At 64.3% G+C, this 16,639-nt stretch carries 20 protein-coding genes; 13 read left to right on the forward strand and 7 right to left on the reverse strand.

All coding sequences use genetic code 11. The annotated features are described in order from the left end of the window. Window positions 1-115: 115 nt before the first annotated feature. The 8 genes from pufB (THIMADRAFT_RS05525) (at window position 116) to lipA (ending at window position 4,834) form a co-directional block, all read left to right on the forward strand. Window positions 116-262, forward strand: coding sequence for a light-harvesting antenna LH1, beta subunit (gene pufB, locus THIMADRAFT_RS05525; RefSeq protein ID WP_007191994.1), 147 nt, complete (start codon window positions 116-118; stop codon window positions 260-262). An 83-nt stretch (window positions 263-345) separates the two neighbouring features. Continuing rightward, a complete protein-coding gene (gene pufA / locus THIMADRAFT_RS25445) occupies window positions 346-480 on the forward strand; it encodes a light-harvesting antenna LH1, alpha subunit (RefSeq protein WP_007191995.1) in 135 nt (44 codons plus the stop codon). Window positions 481-612: 132 nt separating this feature from the next. After that, window positions 613-756 (forward strand): light-harvesting antenna LH1, beta subunit, encoded by a 144-nt coding sequence (gene pufB / locus THIMADRAFT_RS05530; protein ID WP_007191996.1) that lies wholly within the window; start codon window positions 613-615, stop codon window positions 754-756. Window positions 757-843: 87 nt separating this feature from the next. Continuing rightward, the gene (pufA, locus tag THIMADRAFT_RS05535; protein ID WP_007191997.1) at window positions 844-1,047 is read left to right on the forward strand and encodes a light-harvesting antenna LH1, alpha subunit; all 204 of its coding nucleotides are present in this window, start codon (window positions 844-846) and stop codon (window positions 1,045-1,047) included. A 122-nt stretch (window positions 1,048-1,169) separates the two neighbouring features. After that, window positions 1,170-1,598: a secondary thiamine-phosphate synthase enzyme YjbQ gene (locus tag THIMADRAFT_RS05540; protein WP_007191998.1), complete on the forward strand. Its 429-nt coding sequence runs from the start codon at window positions 1,170-1,172 to the stop codon at window positions 1,596-1,598. 3 nt (window positions 1,599-1,601) lie between these two features. Next, window positions 1,602-2,906 carry a RuBisCO large subunit C-terminal-like domain-containing protein gene (locus THIMADRAFT_RS05545; RefSeq protein WP_007191999.1) on the forward strand — a complete coding sequence of 435 codons (1,305 nt, stop codon included), beginning with the start codon at window positions 1,602-1,604 and terminating at the stop codon, window positions 2,904-2,906. A gap of 48 nt (window positions 2,907-2,954) precedes the next feature. Then, window positions 2,955-3,527 (forward strand): isopentenyl-diphosphate Delta-isomerase, encoded by a 573-nt coding sequence (gene idi / locus THIMADRAFT_RS05550; RefSeq protein ID WP_007192000.1) that lies wholly within the window; start codon window positions 2,955-2,957, stop codon window positions 3,525-3,527. Between the two features lie 311 nt (window positions 3,528-3,838). After that, window positions 3,839-4,834, forward strand: a complete 996-nt coding sequence (gene lipA / locus THIMADRAFT_RS05555) for a lipoyl synthase (protein ID WP_007192001.1) — start codon at window positions 3,839-3,841, stop codon at window positions 4,832-4,834. Window positions 4,835-4,871: 37 nt separating this feature from the next. Here lipA and THIMADRAFT_RS05560 read toward each other — a convergent pair whose 3' ends face one another. The 3 genes from THIMADRAFT_RS05560 to murU all read right to left on the reverse strand — a co-directional run bounded on the left by THIMADRAFT_RS05560 (window position 4,872) and on the right by murU (window position 8,273). Next, complete coding sequence (locus THIMADRAFT_RS05560) at window positions 4,872-5,906, reverse strand: M14 family metallopeptidase (protein ID WP_007192002.1); 1,035 nt, start codon at window positions 5,904-5,906, stop codon at window positions 4,872-4,874. Between the two features lie 175 nt (window positions 5,907-6,081). Next, window positions 6,082-7,506, reverse strand: coding sequence for a glutamate--cysteine ligase family protein (locus tag THIMADRAFT_RS05565; protein WP_007192003.1), 1,425 nt, complete (start codon window positions 7,504-7,506; stop codon window positions 6,082-6,084). 77 nt (window positions 7,507-7,583) lie between these two features. Continuing rightward, on the reverse strand, window positions 7,584-8,273 hold the full coding sequence (murU, locus tag THIMADRAFT_RS05570; protein ID WP_007192004.1) for an N-acetylmuramate alpha-1-phosphate uridylyltransferase MurU: 690 nt from the start codon (window positions 8,271-8,273) through the stop codon (window positions 7,584-7,586). Window positions 8,274-8,460: 187 nt separating this feature from the next. On the opposite strand from murU, the gene xthA reads away from it, so the two are divergent. The 3 genes from xthA to THIMADRAFT_RS05585 all read left to right on the forward strand — a co-directional run bounded on the left by xthA (window position 8,461) and on the right by THIMADRAFT_RS05585 (window position 10,867). Further along, a complete protein-coding gene (gene xthA, locus THIMADRAFT_RS05575) occupies window positions 8,461-9,279 on the forward strand; it encodes an exodeoxyribonuclease III (RefSeq protein WP_007192005.1) in 819 nt (272 codons plus the stop codon). Window positions 9,280-9,416: 137 nt separating this feature from the next. Further along, window positions 9,417-10,277, forward strand: coding sequence for a glutamate racemase (murI, locus tag THIMADRAFT_RS05580; protein ID WP_007192006.1), 861 nt, complete (start codon window positions 9,417-9,419; stop codon window positions 10,275-10,277). Window positions 10,278-10,312: 35 nt separating this feature from the next. After that, window positions 10,313-10,867 carry a hypothetical protein gene (locus THIMADRAFT_RS05585; protein WP_007192007.1) on the forward strand — a complete coding sequence of 185 codons (555 nt, stop codon included), beginning with the start codon at window positions 10,313-10,315 and terminating at the stop codon, window positions 10,865-10,867. Between the two features lie 17 nt (window positions 10,868-10,884). On the opposite strand, the gene mtaB is transcribed toward THIMADRAFT_RS05585, so the two are convergent. From mtaB to THIMADRAFT_RS05605, 4 genes are all read right to left on the reverse strand, one after another. Then, on the reverse strand, window positions 10,885-12,252 hold the full coding sequence (mtaB, locus tag THIMADRAFT_RS05590; protein ID WP_007192008.1) for a tRNA (N(6)-L-threonylcarbamoyladenosine(37)-C(2))-methylthiotransferase MtaB: 1,368 nt from the start codon (window positions 12,250-12,252) through the stop codon (window positions 10,885-10,887). Next, the gene (locus THIMADRAFT_RS05595; RefSeq protein ID WP_007192009.1) at window positions 12,236-12,634 is read right to left on the reverse strand and encodes a YybH family protein; all 399 of its coding nucleotides are present in this window, start codon (window positions 12,632-12,634) and stop codon (window positions 12,236-12,238) included. Before THIMADRAFT_RS05595 ends, mtaB begins: the two co-directional genes overlap by 17 nt. Before the next feature lie 163 nt (window positions 12,635-12,797). After that, entirely contained in the window at window positions 12,798-13,475 is a 678-nt protein-coding gene (locus THIMADRAFT_RS24440) for an Hsp20/alpha crystallin family protein (protein ID WP_007192010.1), read from the reverse strand. Between the two features lie 33 nt (window positions 13,476-13,508). Next, the gene (locus tag THIMADRAFT_RS05605) at window positions 13,509-14,057 is read right to left on the reverse strand and encodes a hypothetical protein (RefSeq protein ID WP_007192011.1); all 549 of its coding nucleotides are present in this window, start codon (window positions 14,055-14,057) and stop codon (window positions 13,509-13,511) included. An 800-nt stretch (window positions 14,058-14,857) separates the two neighbouring features. Between THIMADRAFT_RS05605 and THIMADRAFT_RS05610 the strand changes: the two genes are divergently transcribed. Both THIMADRAFT_RS05610 and THIMADRAFT_RS05615 read left to right on the forward strand, forming a co-directional pair. Beyond that, window positions 14,858-15,703: an aspartate/glutamate racemase family protein gene (locus tag THIMADRAFT_RS05610; protein WP_007192012.1), complete on the forward strand. Its 846-nt coding sequence runs from the start codon at window positions 14,858-14,860 to the stop codon at window positions 15,701-15,703. 75 nt (window positions 15,704-15,778) lie between these two features. Continuing rightward, window positions 15,779-16,339: a hypothetical protein gene (locus THIMADRAFT_RS05615; RefSeq protein ID WP_007192013.1), complete on the forward strand. Its 561-nt coding sequence runs from the start codon at window positions 15,779-15,781 to the stop codon at window positions 16,337-16,339. Window positions 16,340-16,639: the final 300 nt, after the last annotated feature.

Raw genomic sequence — 16,639 nt, forward strand, 5'->3', positions numbered from 1 at the left:
GAGATGATTCAGCAGGCCGCACCCTTATCCTGCCGCTCGCAACCGTCAGGTTGCTCAGGCTAGGGTATAACACCTGATAGGGAAAGGGTCCCGGTCACAAGGCGAGGAGCTATCGATGACCAACCGGAACGTCACGACATCGGGTCTGACAGAAAACGAGGCGAAAGAGTTTCATGGCATCTTCGTGTCGAGTTTTGTCACCTTCACATCGATCGTGGTCGTTGCGCACATCCTGGTTTGGTTGTGGCGTCCTTGGCTTTAACCGAGGCGGCGGGCGTCGAATGATGACCCACCGGGCGTTTGCTGATACAGCAAGTCCCATCTTTTAGACACTGGAGTTTGAAAATGCACAAAGTTTGGCAGATTTTCGATCCGCGTAGAGCACTCTCAGGCTTGCTTGGATTCCTGCTCGTCCTGGCGTTGTTGATCCACTTTATCCTGCTCAGCAGTCCTGCCTTTAACTGGCTCGGCGGCGTTTAGTCTGGTGTTCGCATCGGGATCGTCCGCATTGGCCTTCGAGACCTATGGGCGATCCGATCCAATGTGGTTCCCGCCGCGGGAAAGTCGCGGTAACGGCCAACTGGCCAAAACATGACAAGTGAGGGTAGTTCCATGGCTGAAGAGAAAAGCATGTCCGGGCTGACCGAAGAAGAGGCGAAGGAGTTTCACGGCATCTTCGTGCAGAGCATGTCCGGGTTCGTCGGGGTTGTTGTCTTTGCTCACATCCTTGCCTGGTTCTGGCGCCCCTGGCTGTAGTTGAGCGCCTTAGACTCGCGATGGATTCCGACGGGAGGAGCGCAGCGAACTGCGCCGTCCCGGTCTATGTCTTTAGGAGATTAACTCATGCATAAGATTTGGCAGATCTTCGATCCGCGCAGAACACTGGTTGCTTTGTTCGGTTTCCTGTTGGTGCTCGGGCTGTTGATCCACTTTATCCTGCTCAGCACGGCCGACTTCAACTGGCTGTCCGACGGCGCGCCGGCTGCGGGTAGCGCTGCCGCTGTGACGCCTGCGACACAGATGGCTCCCCTGCCTGCCGGCCGTTAGATCAGGCCGCGAGTTGCGATCTCGGGCGGCGGTGCGCAAGGCCGGCTCCGCCCGAGAACGCAACGCCCGAAGCACTCCGCCCGCAGCACTCCGCCCGCAGCACTCCGACCGAAGCGCTCTGCATGTTCCTCCCCTGCGAATCGATCGTCCTACGCACGGCCGCGCCGATCGAGATCATCGATATCACGGCACGCGTTCAGGAACGCTTCCAACGAATCGGAATTATTCAAGGTCAGGTGACCTTGTTCTCGCCCCATACGACCGCATTCGTGTGCTTGAATGAAAAAGAGCAGATGTTGCAGCGCGACATGCTCGACTTCCTTCACCGACTCGTTCCCGCCGATACGGATTTTCGTCACAACCGCAATCCGATCGACGGTCGTCTGAACGCACATTCCCACCTGCTCGGGCTTCTGATGACCGCATCGCAGACCATTCCCGTTGCCGACGGTGCTCTGCTTCTCGGCGGATGGCAATCGATCTTTTTCATCGAATTGGATGGCCCGCGCGACGAGCGTCATCTTCTGATGCAGGTCAACGGAGAGCGTTAGCGAATGACGGGTGCCGATCTCGAAGGGTTTTTTGCGGATGCGGATACGTTGGATCCGGACGCCTATCTGCGTCTCGACTATTACATGGAGTGTCGGGGGGATCCGCGGTTGGCCGTGGCGCACTTCTGCTCGGAGCAGTCGACCGCACAGTGGCACCGTGTGGGCTCGGGGGAGGACCTGCGCGGCGAGTTCGGCGCCAAGGTCGTTCACCTCGCCGTCGATGCGACACTCCCGGATTTCAGCTACGGTTTGACGGCGCCGGGCGAGGGTAAGATTCACGCCTGTCGCGTCCGCATCGCTCAACCGCATCGCAACTTCGGTCCCCGAATCCCGAATCTCCTGAGCGCGGTGTGCGGCGAAGGCACCTTCTTCTCGCCCGGCGCCCCGGTCGTGAAATTGCTCGACATTCATTTTCCCGATGCCTATCTGAGCAGATTCGACGGTCCGCGCTACGGGGTCGAGGGTTTCCGTGACCTCCTCGGGGTTTACGATCGCCCGATCTTTTTCGGCGTCATCAAGCCGAACATCGGACTGCCACCCGAGGATATGGCGGAGCTCGGCCTACAGGGCTGGCTCGGTGGGCTGGATGTCGCCAAAGACGACGAGATGCTTTGCGACACCGATTGGTGTAGCCTCGAGCGTCGTTCCGCGCTCTTGGGTTCGGCGCGTCGGCGGGCGGAAGCGGAGACGGGCAGCGCAAAGGTCTACTTGGCCAACGTCACCGACGAGGTGGATCGATTGACCGATCTGCACGATATGGCTGTCGCAAATGGAGCGAACGCCCTTCTCGTCAACGCCTTGCCGGTCGGATTGAGCGCTGTTCGAATGCTTGCTCGGCAGACCCGCGTGCCCTTGGTCGCGCATTTCCCGATGATTGCCGCCTTAAGTCGATTGGAGCGTTTCGGCATCGGCTCGGTGGTGATGACCAAGCTTCAGCGGCTTGCCGGATTCGACGTCATCATCATGCCCGGCTTCGGCGGTCGAATGTTCATGTCTGATACCGAGGTTCGTCGCAACGCCGCGGCATGCCTGGAGCCGATGGGGCATCTGCGCCCGAGCCTGCCGGTGCCCGGCGGAAGCGATTGGGCCGGGACGCTCGAGCGGGTCCACGATGCGCTCGGAACGCGCGATTTCGGCTTCGTTCCGGGGCGTGGTGTCTTCGGGCACCCGATGGGCCCTCGTGGCGGTGCCGCAAGCATCCGTCAAGCGTGGGATGCCATTGCTGGCGGGATCCCGATCGAGGATTACGCCATTCATCATGCGGAGTTGAGCGCCGCGATCGACGCCTTCGGTTGCCGTGCTGCCTGAGCCGCAATGTATCGACGTCGCTCCGAGACGTTTTGTTGGAGGTCATGATTGAGTGCTCGAATCGTACCGCCGCTTGTGGGCGACGCCTTGGAGCTTGCATCGCAACGTGACGCCCGCGAGCAAGTCATCCTGGTCGATGACCGCGATCTCGTCCTTGGCTGCGCCGGGAAGATCGACGCGCATCGCGACGGTCAACTGCACCGAGCCTTCTCGATCCTGGTCTTCGATGCGGACGACCGCCTTCTTCTGCAGCGGCGCGCCGATGTCAAATATCATTTCGCGACGCGTTGGTCCAACACCTGTTGCGGGCATCCCCGGCCCGATGAGGCGACGACGCAGGCCGCCGGCCGACGCCTGAAGGAAGAATTCGGAATCCGGGTACCGCTCACCGAGCGCACGCAGCTCGTCTATCGCGCCGAGGACCGGGCGTCGGGTCTGATCGAGCACGAGTATCTTCATGTCTTCTTCGGCGTTTACGCCGGCGATCCGCGCCCCGATCCGTCGGAGATCGGGGCCTGGCGATGGATGTCCGTCCCGGCCATCCATCGTGCACTCCGGCGACGGCCCGAGTGGTTTACGCCCTGGTTCGGTTTGCTGATGAATCGCCTGTTCCCGCGCTGAAACAGCCTCCGACGGGTGCGTTCGCGAAACGTGAAACCCGCACGCAAGGGGGCCCTGATCGAGGCCGGACTGGTGATCGGCCGAGCATGTCCCAAACCTCTCTAGACGAAACGCAGCGACTCTCGTAAAGCAGCACGGCAAATGTGCCGAGACGCTTCGTTGTCTTTGTCGTCATCGCGGTTTTGGTCGTATCGATGGCCGATGACGACAACGACAACGAGCATGATCTCGGACGGTCCAGAGATTTCCGGACTGCACCCCTCGGCGGGTCCGATTCCGATTGCTTACTCCCACCTTGCGCGATATCAGCCATGTCTTTTGAACAACCGCTTGACGCACCTTCTCGGACGACACCCGAAACCCATCAGCGCGGGCACGACAAGGTTTCGCGCATCCCCGTCAAGGTCGAGCCCACGACGGAGATCCTGCGCAAACCGGCATGGATTCGTGCCAAGGCGCCCGTAGGAGCGGGAGTCAGCCGGATCAAGAACCTGCTGCGCGAGGGCAAGCTGGCGACCGTCTGCGAGGAGGCGATGTGCCCGAACCTGGGCGAGTGCTTCAATCACGGGACCGCGACCTTCATGATCCTGGGCGACATCTGCACGCGTCGCTGCCCCTTCTGCGATGTGGCGCACGGGCGTCCGCAGCCCCTCGATCCGCTCGAGCCGCGACATCTGGCGGAGTCGATCGCAGCCATGGGCCTGCGGTATGTCGTGATCACATCGGTCGACCGCGACGATCTTCGCGACGGTGGAGCCGCGCATTTCGCGGCCTGTCTTGCCGCGGTTCGCGAACGCAGTCCGGCAATCAAGCTCGAGGTCTTGGTCCCGGATTTCCGCGGACGCGAGGCGGTTGCGCTCGAGCAGTTCGTCGGGGCCGGCGTGCCGGACGTCTTCAACCATAATCTCGAGACGGTTCCGCGACTCTACCGGGAGGCGCGCCCCGGTGCTGACTATGCGGGCTCGCTGCGGCTGCTCGCCGCGTTCAAGGCGGCGCACCCCGGCGTTCCGACCAAATCCGGTTTGATGCTCGGGCTCGGGGAGACGCGCGAGGAGGTCGACGAGACTCTGCGGGATCTGCGCGCGCATGGTTGCGACATGCTCACCTTGGGCCAATACCTCCAGCCCAGCCGCGATCACCTGCCCGTGAAGCGCTACTGGACACCCGACGAGTTCGACGATCTGCGGCTCTTCGCCGAGTCGATCGGCTTTTCCAACGTGGCGAGCGCGCCGATGGTGCGCTCGTCGTACCACGCCGATCGGCAGGCGAGCGAGGTGCTCGACGGCGGGACGTCGGCAGAGGTCTGAGGGATGAAAACGACGCGCTTCGCTCTCTGGACGCGGTTTAGCCTTCGTGCGGCAGATGGTCGCTGTAGCGTTCCATCAGATAACAGAGACAGTCCTGGCGAATGACGACCTGATTAGTCGTCAGCATCGAGGGCATCACGGGCTGACGCAGACGGAGCTCGTGATCCTCGACATGAAAATAACGCTCGCCGACATCCCTGCCGTGCTCGTCGCGGACGTCCAGACCGATTCCGAGACCCTGGCGGATGCGCGCGAAGGCCATGCCCCGCGGCAGCTCGCAGAAGTTGAGGTGCTCGATCGTCGGATTGAGCTGTAGGTCGGTCTCCTCCGGAGCGAAACCGAATGCTACGTCCTCGCGGACCTTCACCTGGGCAACCGTGTGGAACAGATCGATATCCTGCGACGCCACCGGATGGGGCGAGATGCGCGCGAGATGCAGCGCGGCATTGATGAAACCGCGGGCATGCTCGATCCCCTGCTGCTCGCCGACCCTGCCGCATTCCACCGTGACGGACGGGCACAGCTCGGCCATGGCGAGTGATTGTACGCCGGTCGGCCGGGTGAAATAGACGACGATGCGTCCGAACAGATTCGCAAGGTTCAGGAATCGATTGTCGAGCCGATTCACGCAGGCGTAGTGCGGATTGGAGCCGGTGTTGTTGTGCAGATCCAGGCTGGCGAACAGCCCGCGGTCGGCCATGATGCGCACGACCTCGGCCATGAGATCGTGCTCGGGGGTATGCGCTCGCTCGGTGCCGGGCCAGACACGATTGTAGTCCGGCTGTCCGGGCAGATGGCGCACCCCGGATGCCGCTGCACTGACGTTGCCGATGAACAGGCTCAGCGCGCGCGGCAGGCGCAGCTCGCCGAAGCGTTCGAGCCGTTCGCGCAGGACGGCGCGGATCGCCTCCCAACCGACGGTCTCGTTGCCGTGCATGAGCACCGACACGAAGAGCGCGGGCTCGCGGGCGCCGGACAGATGGATCAAGGTCGGCGCACCGAGCACCCGATTCAGCTCATGGCTTTCGGCCTCGAGGATGCCTTCCGGAAGGTGATCGAGCTCTTGAAGCATGGCGTCTTGGTCGTCGATTCGGGGGTGAGTTTAAACCGCGCCCGGCGCGGTATGCGATGTTTTCGAATGGGACGGCCCCGGCAGACTTGACGGCCGTTGGCGCCGGTGCGGTTTAGGTCTCCGGTCGAGCCCGTGGTGGTCGATGCGAGGGATCCGTAGCTTCGGCTCGATCCGATCAGCCGAGCAGGGTCCACGCGTGTACCGGCCGCCCCGTCCCTTGCTGTTCCAGATAGGCTGCGGTCAGGCCGGCCATGTCGGGGCCATGGCGCGCGACCCAGGCACGCTGCCAGCGGGCTCCCGTTCGGCCCGTCTCGAGCCGTCGCGCGATGATGCCGAGCCAATGCGCGATCTCCGGCGGGTCGATGCCTGCTGAGAGCAGCCCACGCCGTGCTCGGGGCAAGAGATCCTCCCGCAGGATCCGGGCGACGGGCGAGATCGCGCCGTCGAGCCACTGGATCTCGGCATCGAGTCCTTCGCGCGCGCAGGTATAAAAGGCTGCGCGGGTCTGCAGGAAGGGCATTCGCGACTCCGGCGGCTCGAGTTGTCCGGCTAGATCACGCACGGCACCTAGGTACAAAGCCGCATTCGCGAACATGTCCGCCACGGTCGGGCCGGCCGGAACGACACGGTGCTCGATGCGCAGATGCGGCCGCCCTGCCGCATCGAAGCCGAGCAGCGGGCGATTCCAACGCCAGATGGTACCATTGTGAAGACGCAGATGTGCCAGCGCCTGCGGCTCCTCGACCATGAGGTGCGGGAGCAGAACCGGATAGCGGTCGAGGTTTGCGCGAAAGGTCTCCATGATCGAACGCTCGGCATAGCGGAAACCGAAATTCACCCGTTCCTGCAGGATGGGGCCGCCGAGCGAGACTGCCTGCTCGAAGAGCGGGATCCGTGTCTCGTCCCAAAGATCGTGGCCGAAGAGATAGGGTGAGTTGGCCGAGATGGCGACCATGGGCCCGCTGATGAGCTTGGATGCGTTGTAGACGCGCGCCGCTTCCCTCGGGGTGACCTTAAGGTGGATCTGAAACGAGGTCGCGGCGGCCTCCAGCATCACGTCGTGCCACTCCAACGCGAGGCGGTCGCGACCCGCGATGTCGAGCTTCAAAGGCCGGTCGTGCCGCAGGGCGAAGATCTGGTCGTTGAGGGCCCGGTAACGCTGTCGCGGTGTCATGGCGCCGAGGCTGAGATGTTGCGGGCGCACGGTCGGCAGGATGCCGATCGTCAGGAGACGGGTCCCCAGTGTCTGCGCCACGCGGTCGCAGCGTTGCAGCGTCGCCGTGAGCTCGGTCGCGAGCCGGGACAGACAGTCGCCCGTCAACGGCCTCGGTGAACCGTTGATCTCCGCGTTGAAGGTTGCGAGCTCCGCGACCACCAAGGGGTCGTTCAGACCCGCAAGGAGCGACTCGACCTCGGGTGCCGGATCCAGCCGAGGATCCACGAGCCAAGCCTCCAGCTCGAATCCCGCGGTCGGATCGGATGTCTCGAAGCGATCGGAGTCCAGCCAGTGCTCCAGGAGCGTCGTCTCCTCGCGCAGCCGGTCGGCAAATTCGACGAAGTCCTGCTCGGTGAAATGCGCCTCTGCAATCTCCTGGCCCATCCCTTGTCCCCCGTCACGGTTGACTTAGGCTCCATTATGGTCGGATCTCGGGCCACTCGATAGGCGGCGCGCCGCGATTACTCCCGAAGGAGGCGATCCAGCTCGGAGAGACGCTCGGGCGTGCCGATGTCGAGCCAGTGTCCGCGGTGATGCCCTCCGCCGACCCGGCCCTGTGCCATTGCGTCTCGAAGCAGAGGTGCGAGCGCAAAGGCCCCCGGGCGACACCCCGCGAATAGGCCGGGGCTGTAGATGCCGACCCCGCTGAAGGTCAGACGCCTGCTGGCGTCGATGCGGCCGGCCTCGGCTTGGTCTCCGTCGGCTTGGACCCGGCCGTTCCGCAAGACGAAATCGCCGCTCGGATGGTGCGGCGGGTTGTCGACCAGCACCAGGTGGGCGAGGTCGTTTCCTGAGAGGTGCAGGCCGACAAGATCAATGTCGGACCAGATGTCGCCGTTGATCACGAGGAAGGGGTCCGGCCCGAGGAGCGGCAGGGCTTTGAAGATGCCGCCACCGGTCTCGAGGGCCGTTTGCTCGGGGGAATATCGGATGTGAACGCCGAAGTGATGGCCGTCACCGAGTGCCGCCTCGATCTGCTCGCCGAGATGGGCGTGGTTGATCACGATGTCGTGCATCCCGGCCGCAGCTAGACGCTCCAGATGGTATTGAATCAACGGGCGGCCGCCTACCTCGAGCAAGGGCTTGGGGACCCGATCGGTCAGGGGGCGCATTCGATTGCCGCGGCCGGCGGCGAGGATCATCGCCTTCATAAAAGCGGGTGAGGTCGTTTGAGGGTAGCCCAAGATACACCAACGCGCCGCGGCGGGGTTGCCGGCTCGATCCGCGTCGGGTCATCCGCGAGCTTGGGGCATGTCCACGGCGGGTTTGGACGCGTGTCGTTGCCGTGGTAGCCTTTTCGCCCATTGTCGGCCAACCAGGTGACCGAGCGTCGTCGTCGTGTTCAAGATCATATCCTTCAATATCAACGGGATTCGTGCGCGACCCCATCAGCTCGAAGCGATCAAGGCCGCCCATGATCCGGACGTCTTGGGTCTGCAGGAGTGCAAGGTTGCCGACGATGCCTTTCCGGTCGACCTGGTGCGGGGGCTTGGGTTTGCGACCCATTTCCACGGTCAGAAGTCGCACTACGGTGTCGCGCTCTTGAGCAAGGCCGAACCGCTCGCAGTTGCCAAAGGCTTTCCGGGGGATGCCGAGGACGCTCAGCGTCGCGCCATCATCGGGTGCTATCCCTTACCCGGCGGAGGCGAAATCACGGTCATCAACGGCTACTTTCCGCAGGGCGAGAGCCGTGACCATCCGATCAAGTTCCCGAACAAGCGCAAGTTCTATGCGGATCTCACCGCCTACCTGCGGGAATTCTGCACACCCGATCAGAACCTCGTCGTGTTGGGCGATATGAATGTGGCACCCCTTGACCTGGATATCGGCATCGGGGCCGACAACGCCAAGCGCTGGCTGCGCACGGGCAAATGCAGCTTCCTCCCGGAGGAGCGCGAATGGCTGAAAACCTTGACCGATTGGGGTCTGGTCGACGCCTATCGCGTGGTGCACCCGGAGGTCGACGACCGCTTCAGCTGGTTCGATTATCGCTCGCGCGGCTTCGAGCGTGATCCCAAGCACGGTCTGCGGATCGATCATCTGTTGGTGACCGCGCCCCTGCGCGAGCGTCTGCTGGATGCCGATATCGACTATGCCATTCGCGGAATGGAGAAGCCCTCGGATCATTGTCCCGTCTGGGCGCGGTTCGATCTGTGAGTCCCTCCGAGATCGAGCGCCGATTCGGATCCGGACTAAACCGCGTCCGGAGTGACATGCGTCCTTTTCATCAACACGGCGATCCTGATGCCTCATATCATGTCCCGAAAACAGACTTCGGCAAGAGCGCTCGATCGATGACGTCGCATCAGCCGATCGGCGTCTTCGACTCGGGTGTCGGCGGTCTCTCGGTCCTGCGCGAGATCCGGCGTGAGCTGCCGGACGAAGACCTGCTCTATGTCGCCGACTCGGCCTATGCGCCCTACGGCGATCAGTCTGCCGATGCGATCGAGTTGCGCGCGGTCGCCGTCACCGAGCTGCTGCTCGCACGCGGGGCGAAGGCGATTGTCGTGGCCTGCAATACGGCCACCGGTGCGGCGGCCCGGGTCCTTCGGAACCGGTATTCGGTGCCGGTGATCGCCATGGAGCCGGCGGTCAAGCCGGCCATCGAGCAGACCCGCTCGGGCGTGATCGGTGTTCTCGCGACGCGCCAGACCTTGGCCAGCGACACCTTCAAGCAGCTGCTTGCGCGCTTGGGCGAGGGGCCGGAGATTCTCCTCCAGGCCTGTCCGGGTCTGGTCGAGCGCGTCGAGGCCGGCGACCTGGAGGGCGAAGGCACGCGCGCCCTGTTGGCTGCCTACCTCGAGCCGCTCTTGGCCCGACGCGCGGATACCCTGGTTTTGGGCTGCACCCATTATCCGCATCTGGGCGGGCTGGTCGGCGAGATCGTCGGGCCGCGCGTCAGGGTGTTGGACTCGGGTGCTGCGGTTGCCCGGCAGGTTCACCGCCGTCTGGCCGAGGCCGGATTGCTGGCGCCGCCCGGCCGTGCGGGAACCGAGCGTTTCTGGACAAGCGGCGAGCCGATCAAGGTCGCTCCGGTGATGGAACGCCTCTGGGGCGCACCTTTGGAGCTCCATCCGCTGCCCCGGGAGGCCGCGACACCGCTTTTCGGCGAGGGTGCGGCCCTCGTCGTTCAAGGCGCCGGGTGCGGCCGATGATGCACCGTGACCTTCAACCGCGTTGCGGAGGCATCATGCGCGGGACAAGGGGGATCCGAATCGCCGCGATCTTCACCCTTCTCCTGGCGGCCTTCGCCTCGTCGGGTGCCTTCGCGAACGAGCCGTGCCTCAAGATGGTGTTCGGGCATTACTGCCTGGGCGGCGATGTCGGCCCGCTATTGCAGAGCGTTCCGCCCCCGCTTGTGCGCCAAGAACAGGACACGAGCTTGGCCCTGGTGTTCGTCGATGGCCCGGATCGCCTCTATGTGCTCGCCTTCAACGGCAAGATCTACAAGGTCGTGCGGGCCTTCGGCGTTTCGACGCAACTGCGCTACGAGGAGACCTATGCGGCCTTGCGCGACATCTACGGGCCCGGCGAAGACCGCAGCCGCTTCTCCCCCGATGCGACCACGCCCGGGCGCCGTCTGGTCGCGATTCGTCGCGGCGAGGGCGTTGCCATGCATGTCTGGACGCCGTCGCCGGCGTGGCGAATCGAGCTGTCCTGGACGCGCGAGATGGGCCTCGCGCTTGCGTATGTTGCCACGGAGCTCAGTGCCGCTCGCGCTGCGCAGATCGACCGGGGCCTCTGAGCCCGGTTCCGCGTGCCTCAGTCCCGGCTGTCCGCGCGCCGATCCTTTGGCTGCCCGACCAGCGCGAGTTTTCCTTCGTCCAAGCCGGACAGCACGACCCTGACGAGCTCATTGCCGTCGATCGCGGTCCCGTGCGCCGCGACCTGGACCGGCAGATAGTTGGGGGTGTACCCGAATCGGGTCTCCCGGCGCTCGCCGTCGGGGTTGCCCTCGCAGAGGATCTCGACGGCCTTGCCGATCTGCTCGCGCAAGACCGCCGTGCGCATGTGCGTCGCGAGGTCCTTCAGGGCGTTCAATCGCCGATGCTTGGTTTGGCGATCGACCTGGCTCGGCATCTCGGCCGCGCGGGTTCCTGCCCGCGGCGAGTAGGCAAAGGCATGGATGTATCCGAACCGCACGGACTCGGCGAAGGCGAGCGTGTCGTTCCAGTCCTCGTCGCTCTCGCCGGGGAAACCGACGATGATGTCGGTCGTGATGTTGAGGTCCGGTACATGCGCGCGACCTTGCTCGACCAGACCCGCGAACTCGGCCGTCTTGCAGCGTCGCGCCATGCGTCGCAGAACAGGGTCCGAGCCGCTTTGCAGCGGCAGGTGCAGATGCGGCATCAGGCGTGGATCCTCGAAGTTTCGCCAGAAGGCATCGCCGAGGTCCCAAGGCTCCAGCGAGCCGAGGCGCAGACGGGGAATCCCGGTCTCGCCGAGGATGCGCGCGATCAGGTCCGATAGCGTATCGCCCGAGTCGCTGCCGTATCCGCCGAGATGAACGCCGGTCAGCACCACCTCGCGGATGCCCTGTGCGACCAGTCGTTCGATCGCGGCGATGATCTCGGCTTGGGAGCGGCTGCGCTCCGCCCCCCGCGCGACGGTGGTGATGCAGAAGGTACAGCTGTAGCGACAGCCGTCTTGGATCTTGATGAAGGCACGCTGACGGCCGCGCGCGAAGAGTGCTCCGGCGGCATCGTTTGCAGCCGTCTCGGGCATGGCCGGAAGGTTCAGCGTTTCGAGCGCAATCTCCACCAAACGGTCTTTGTCCCGATTGGCGACGATCAGATCGACACCGGACTCCGCTGAAACCGCGCTGTCTCCGAGCGTGGCGAGACAGCCGCTGACGATCAGTCGCGCCTCCGGATTGGCGCGTTGGCTGCGCCGCAGGACTCCGCGCGATTTGCGCACAGCCTCCTGCGTGACGGCGCAGGTGTTGACGACGACCAGGTCAGCGGGGGCGCTCGCGTCGACCACGCGAAAACCCGCGTCCCGAAAGCGTTCGGCCCACTCTTCGGATTCGGCCTCGTTGAGCCGGCAGCCGAGCGTCGTGAGATGGACGCGACGACCGAGGCTTAAGGCGAGGCCATCTTGATCGGTTTCGATCTTAAGCCCCCGGCGCACTCGGCGCCTGCGGCGTCGGGGAGTTCTGATGGATCAGCAGGCGCCAGCCATCGGTCCCTTTCCTGAAGACGTTGGTGCCGTAGATCGCCGGACCCGGCTGGCCCGGCGCCCCGCCTTGCATCCGTTCTTCGATCAGATGGATCGCGGTCTCTCCGGCCTCGATCCAGGCAAGGTGACGCACCTGGATGTCGAAGGCGCCGGCCTGCTCGAAGATGGACCGCCAAAGTTGCATGACCTCCGGCCCCATCACCAGCGGCGTCATCGGCAGGAGACAGGCGATACTTTCCGAGTCCTCCCACACCTCTTTCATGGCGGCGGGGTCGCCCGCCTCCAGCGCATCGTAGAAGGCGTCCTCGGCGTCCTGAGGTGTGTCGAAGGGCATTGGCTTGGGTTCCTGGCTGATGGGCTGCTTTCCGGCTGTAGGCAACCGTTCGATAACAATTGATCGCTAAACCGCGTCCAGAGCGACATGCGTCATTTTCACTTGGTGTCGGGATTAGGGATTTTTCCGAACCTCGTGGAGACGCGGTTTAATCGATGACTGCTCACTCCGGTGCAGCTGCACTCCGGCCTGAGTCCGCGTTCCGCTCCGGCACCGGTGGATTCAACCAAGGCGCCGATCGGCGCAGATCTACACGCGGGATGCGCAGCTGGATCCCGTCCGAGGTCACCTCGCGCGACATGGCGGCTATGTCGGCGTCCGGCGGTAAGGCCAGACGCTGACTCGCCGACCCGCTCATGACGCTGTAGCTCCGACCGGAGTCCGCGCCGAACCTGTCTTCACGATACTCTTCGGCCCGTGTCCGGTACGCAATCCTCAATCCGTGCCCTCGTGAAATGACCTGAACCTGCTCGGGATCGATGTTCGCGAGCCGGATCTCGACAAGATAGGCATCGGGGGTCGCCCGCCGCGAGATCGACAGACGCCTCGCCTGCCGACTCGATGCCTCGGGCTGCGCGGACGGTGCGTCCGATTGTGCGGCGAACGGGTTGCTCGGCGGCACAGGTAATCCCGGCGGCTCCATGAGCGGCGGTGGTCCGAAAGATCGCGGCCCGTGCGGGTTGCCCGGATCCACGAAGAAACCGGGGTTGTTCCATCCGCCGGCCCATGGGGCTGCGGGAGGGTAAGGTCCGGGCGGTGGCGGTCCGTAAGGGCCCCACGCAAAGGTCGGGGCGGAAGCGACGATGATCAAAACCGCGACGGTCAGGTGAGCGATACGCATCGGTGACTCCTACTTCTGCGGGGATCCGATACCTCAAGTATAGGGCGGTCGAGGACATTGGCGTACCCGCCACGTCGGGCGATCCGCCGAATCGACGAGGCCATGCGCCAAGAGCCAGAGTCGAGCATCCTCGGCATCCTCCTCGAACCAACGCTTGGTCGAGCCCAGCCGGAAGCTATAGCCCCAGGCATCCATGTCGGCGAAGAGGCGCTCGCGCCCGAGACCCGGGACGGCGTCCGCCAGCAAGACCTGGAGATAACAGACCGCGTTCTCTTCCGGGTCGTCGCCGCCGGCATCCGTATGCAGTCGCGCGCGCCGATCCGGGTCCATGCAGATCCAATGCCCCGCCTCGTGCAGAACCGAGTGCAGAGGCGTCTCGGGTGTGGCATGCAGGACGTCGCCGACCAGGCCGGCTTCCGATTCACCCCAATAGGAGCCGGGAATCGGCTGACCTGCGTCGTGAAGGCTGAACCCCAGGCCGAAACGCCCGAGCAAGGACACGACCTGCGTGATCTGCGCACCCATGGCGCCGAGCGTCTGGACGGGTAGAGGGCTTGCGGGGGGCGCGTGATCGTCGAACATGCTGTCGCTGCGGGCTTTCAGGGATCGGTCGCAGGGTTTCGGTCTGCGGTGGGGTGATGCGCGAGAGCACAAGCGTACCGCGGGTTACGAATGCAAACGGGGCCTCGCTCGCAAGACCCAAGACCTGCCACCCAAAACATCATTCGCTCGTGACACCCGCTCTGCGGTGTCACGCATGCCCCCTGGCCCTCTGCGCCACGTTCCACGATGGTACCGGACTGACGAGCAAGGCCGGCATACGGCCCTCCATGCCGCGTTGATGAGCACCGTATCCGAAGCACACGTTCGCCGCAATGCGTGTGTCGGCAAGGGGCGCCTGCCCATCACCGCCTATCATGACACCGTCGATTCCCCGTTTCGGACGCGCATCCTCTCCAAAGCTCGGACAAGCATACGATCCTTGCCATCAAGCAGGAAGCGAACAGCGCACGTAAAATGAACAAGCACTGGGAGCCAGGGCGATCCCGGGACGGTTTGCTTGATTCGCTGGACGAAATGCGGCGGATCGATCGGAGCACGAAGTGACCTTTCCGTGACGAGGGATTGACCGACCGATGGCGAGATTTCCAAGAGTGGTTGCCCGGGGCCGTGGTCGAGCGCCTATGCCCATCCGTCGGAGCGGACGAGGAGCTTGTCGGCGAACGTCCGCTGTTGGAGCTGATATCCGATCGGCCACGGCTCACCGGCGGCGGACCGGAGCCTTTCCGGGGGATGCGGCCGAGACAAAGCACCAGCGCGGTCGCTGCCGACCCGTTGGCCACCCCATTGTCGGCATCATTGCAACACTGGAGTTCTGCATCATGAAACGCGCGTGTCGAATCCTGCTTCTGCTCTTGCCCATGTTGACCCTGTCAAGCGGTTGGGCGGCCGAACCGGCCACCACCGCGCCGGCTCAGTCCGTTCCCCCCGTCGCCGCTGCGGCGCAGATCAAGACCATCGGCGTCATCGGCGGTATCAGCTGGGTCTCGTCGGCGGAGTATTACCGGCAGCTCAACGAAGGGATCGCCGCACGCTTGGGTGGTCTGCACTCGGCGCCGGTGCTGATGTACTCCATCGCGTTCGGACCGTTCGCCGAACAGGAACGCCTCGCACTGGATGGCGACTGGGCGCCGTTGCGCGCGACGATGCTGGACGCCGGTCGGCGGCTGAAGCGCGGCGGCGCGGACTTCATCATCATCGCGTCCAACACCATGAACTCCACTGCGGATCTGATAACCCGCGAGGTGGATATCCCGGTGCTGCATATCGCCGACGCCGTCGGTGCCCGCGTCAAAGCCGCCGGTGTCCGCACCGTCGCGCTCCTCGGGACCAAGTACACGATGGAAGCGGATTTCTACCGCGATCACTTGCGCGAGGGGTTCGGGCTGAACGTCGTCGTGCCCAGCGCCGAGGAGCAGGACGAGATCAACAGCATCATCTTCGATGAGCTCTGTGCCAACCGCTTTACCGACGAGGCCCGGAAGCGTTTTGTCGCGATCATCGAACGGCTGGTGCGCGAGGAGGGGGCCGAGGGCGTGATCCTGGGGTGTACGGAGATCCCTCTCCTGATCGGCCAGCAGGACGTGAGCGTCCCAGTGTTCGACAGTATGGCGATCCATACCGAGGCAGCGGTTGAGTACGCACTCGGTGCGCCGGACGCTCGCTGAAGCCACTGTTCGTGTCGTGCTTTTCCGCGACTCCGATCCCGACACCGACGCGTTCGGACCACGACGAGGATGCCCATGCTCCACAGCCATTGCGTGACTCGCTCTACGCCGAGAGGATGCCGGCTGTCGATCCCGCTTCTGCTCGCCGGGCTGCTGTGCGGTCCTTGCGCCGCGATCCGGGCGGAGGTCCCTGCGCCCCCGCCCGTCGATGCCTGCGCGCTGCTGACCGAGGCGGATGTCGAGGCGGTGTATGGCTCGATTGTCGGCGAGCCCAACGGCAAGGAGCTCGGTAGCGGGCCGTTTTGGGTGTCGATGTGCAACTACGACAACGCCCATACCGACGCGCCGATGCTCAGCGTGGGGCTCTTGGTCAAGGCGCATGGTGCGGCCGATACCGCGCAAGCCTACGCCGATTATTTGGACGAGTTGCGTCGCGAGCTCGGCGACGTGGCTGTTCTCGTACCGGTCGACGGCCTTGCCGGACCCGCCGGCTGGGATGCGGATACCGGTCAGCTCACGGTGTTCGCGGGCCCGTACCAGATCATCCTGACATCCGCCGGCCGGTTTGCCGGAGATCGGCTGAGCTTCGGGAAGCTAATCGCGGAGCGCGTGTCGGGTCGCTTGCCCAAGCCGTAGCAGACGGACGCGTCGACATGTGAACCACATCCGATGCCCGTCACGATGCCCTCTGATCCTTGGGGTAAGGATCGCGCGCTTCGGCCCGGAGTCGTATCTCGCCATCGACGACTCTGATCTTGTAGTCGCAGATCAACCGGTCGTCCGCCGCGAAGCGGCGTGATCGCATGCGCTCGACCAACGCCTTGACGAGGATCACCGAGGCAAGGCTTGAGCGCGCCGGCTCCGACAGTCGTCGGAGCCGGCGCGGCCAAGCCACTCCAACGCATGACGCATACCGTACCGGGCGCGGTTTAGCAT

This window comes from Thiocapsa marina 5811 (assembly GCF_000223985.1).
In the GTDB taxonomy this organism is placed as follows: Bacteria; Pseudomonadota; Gammaproteobacteria; order Chromatiales; family Chromatiaceae; genus Thiocapsa; species Thiocapsa marina.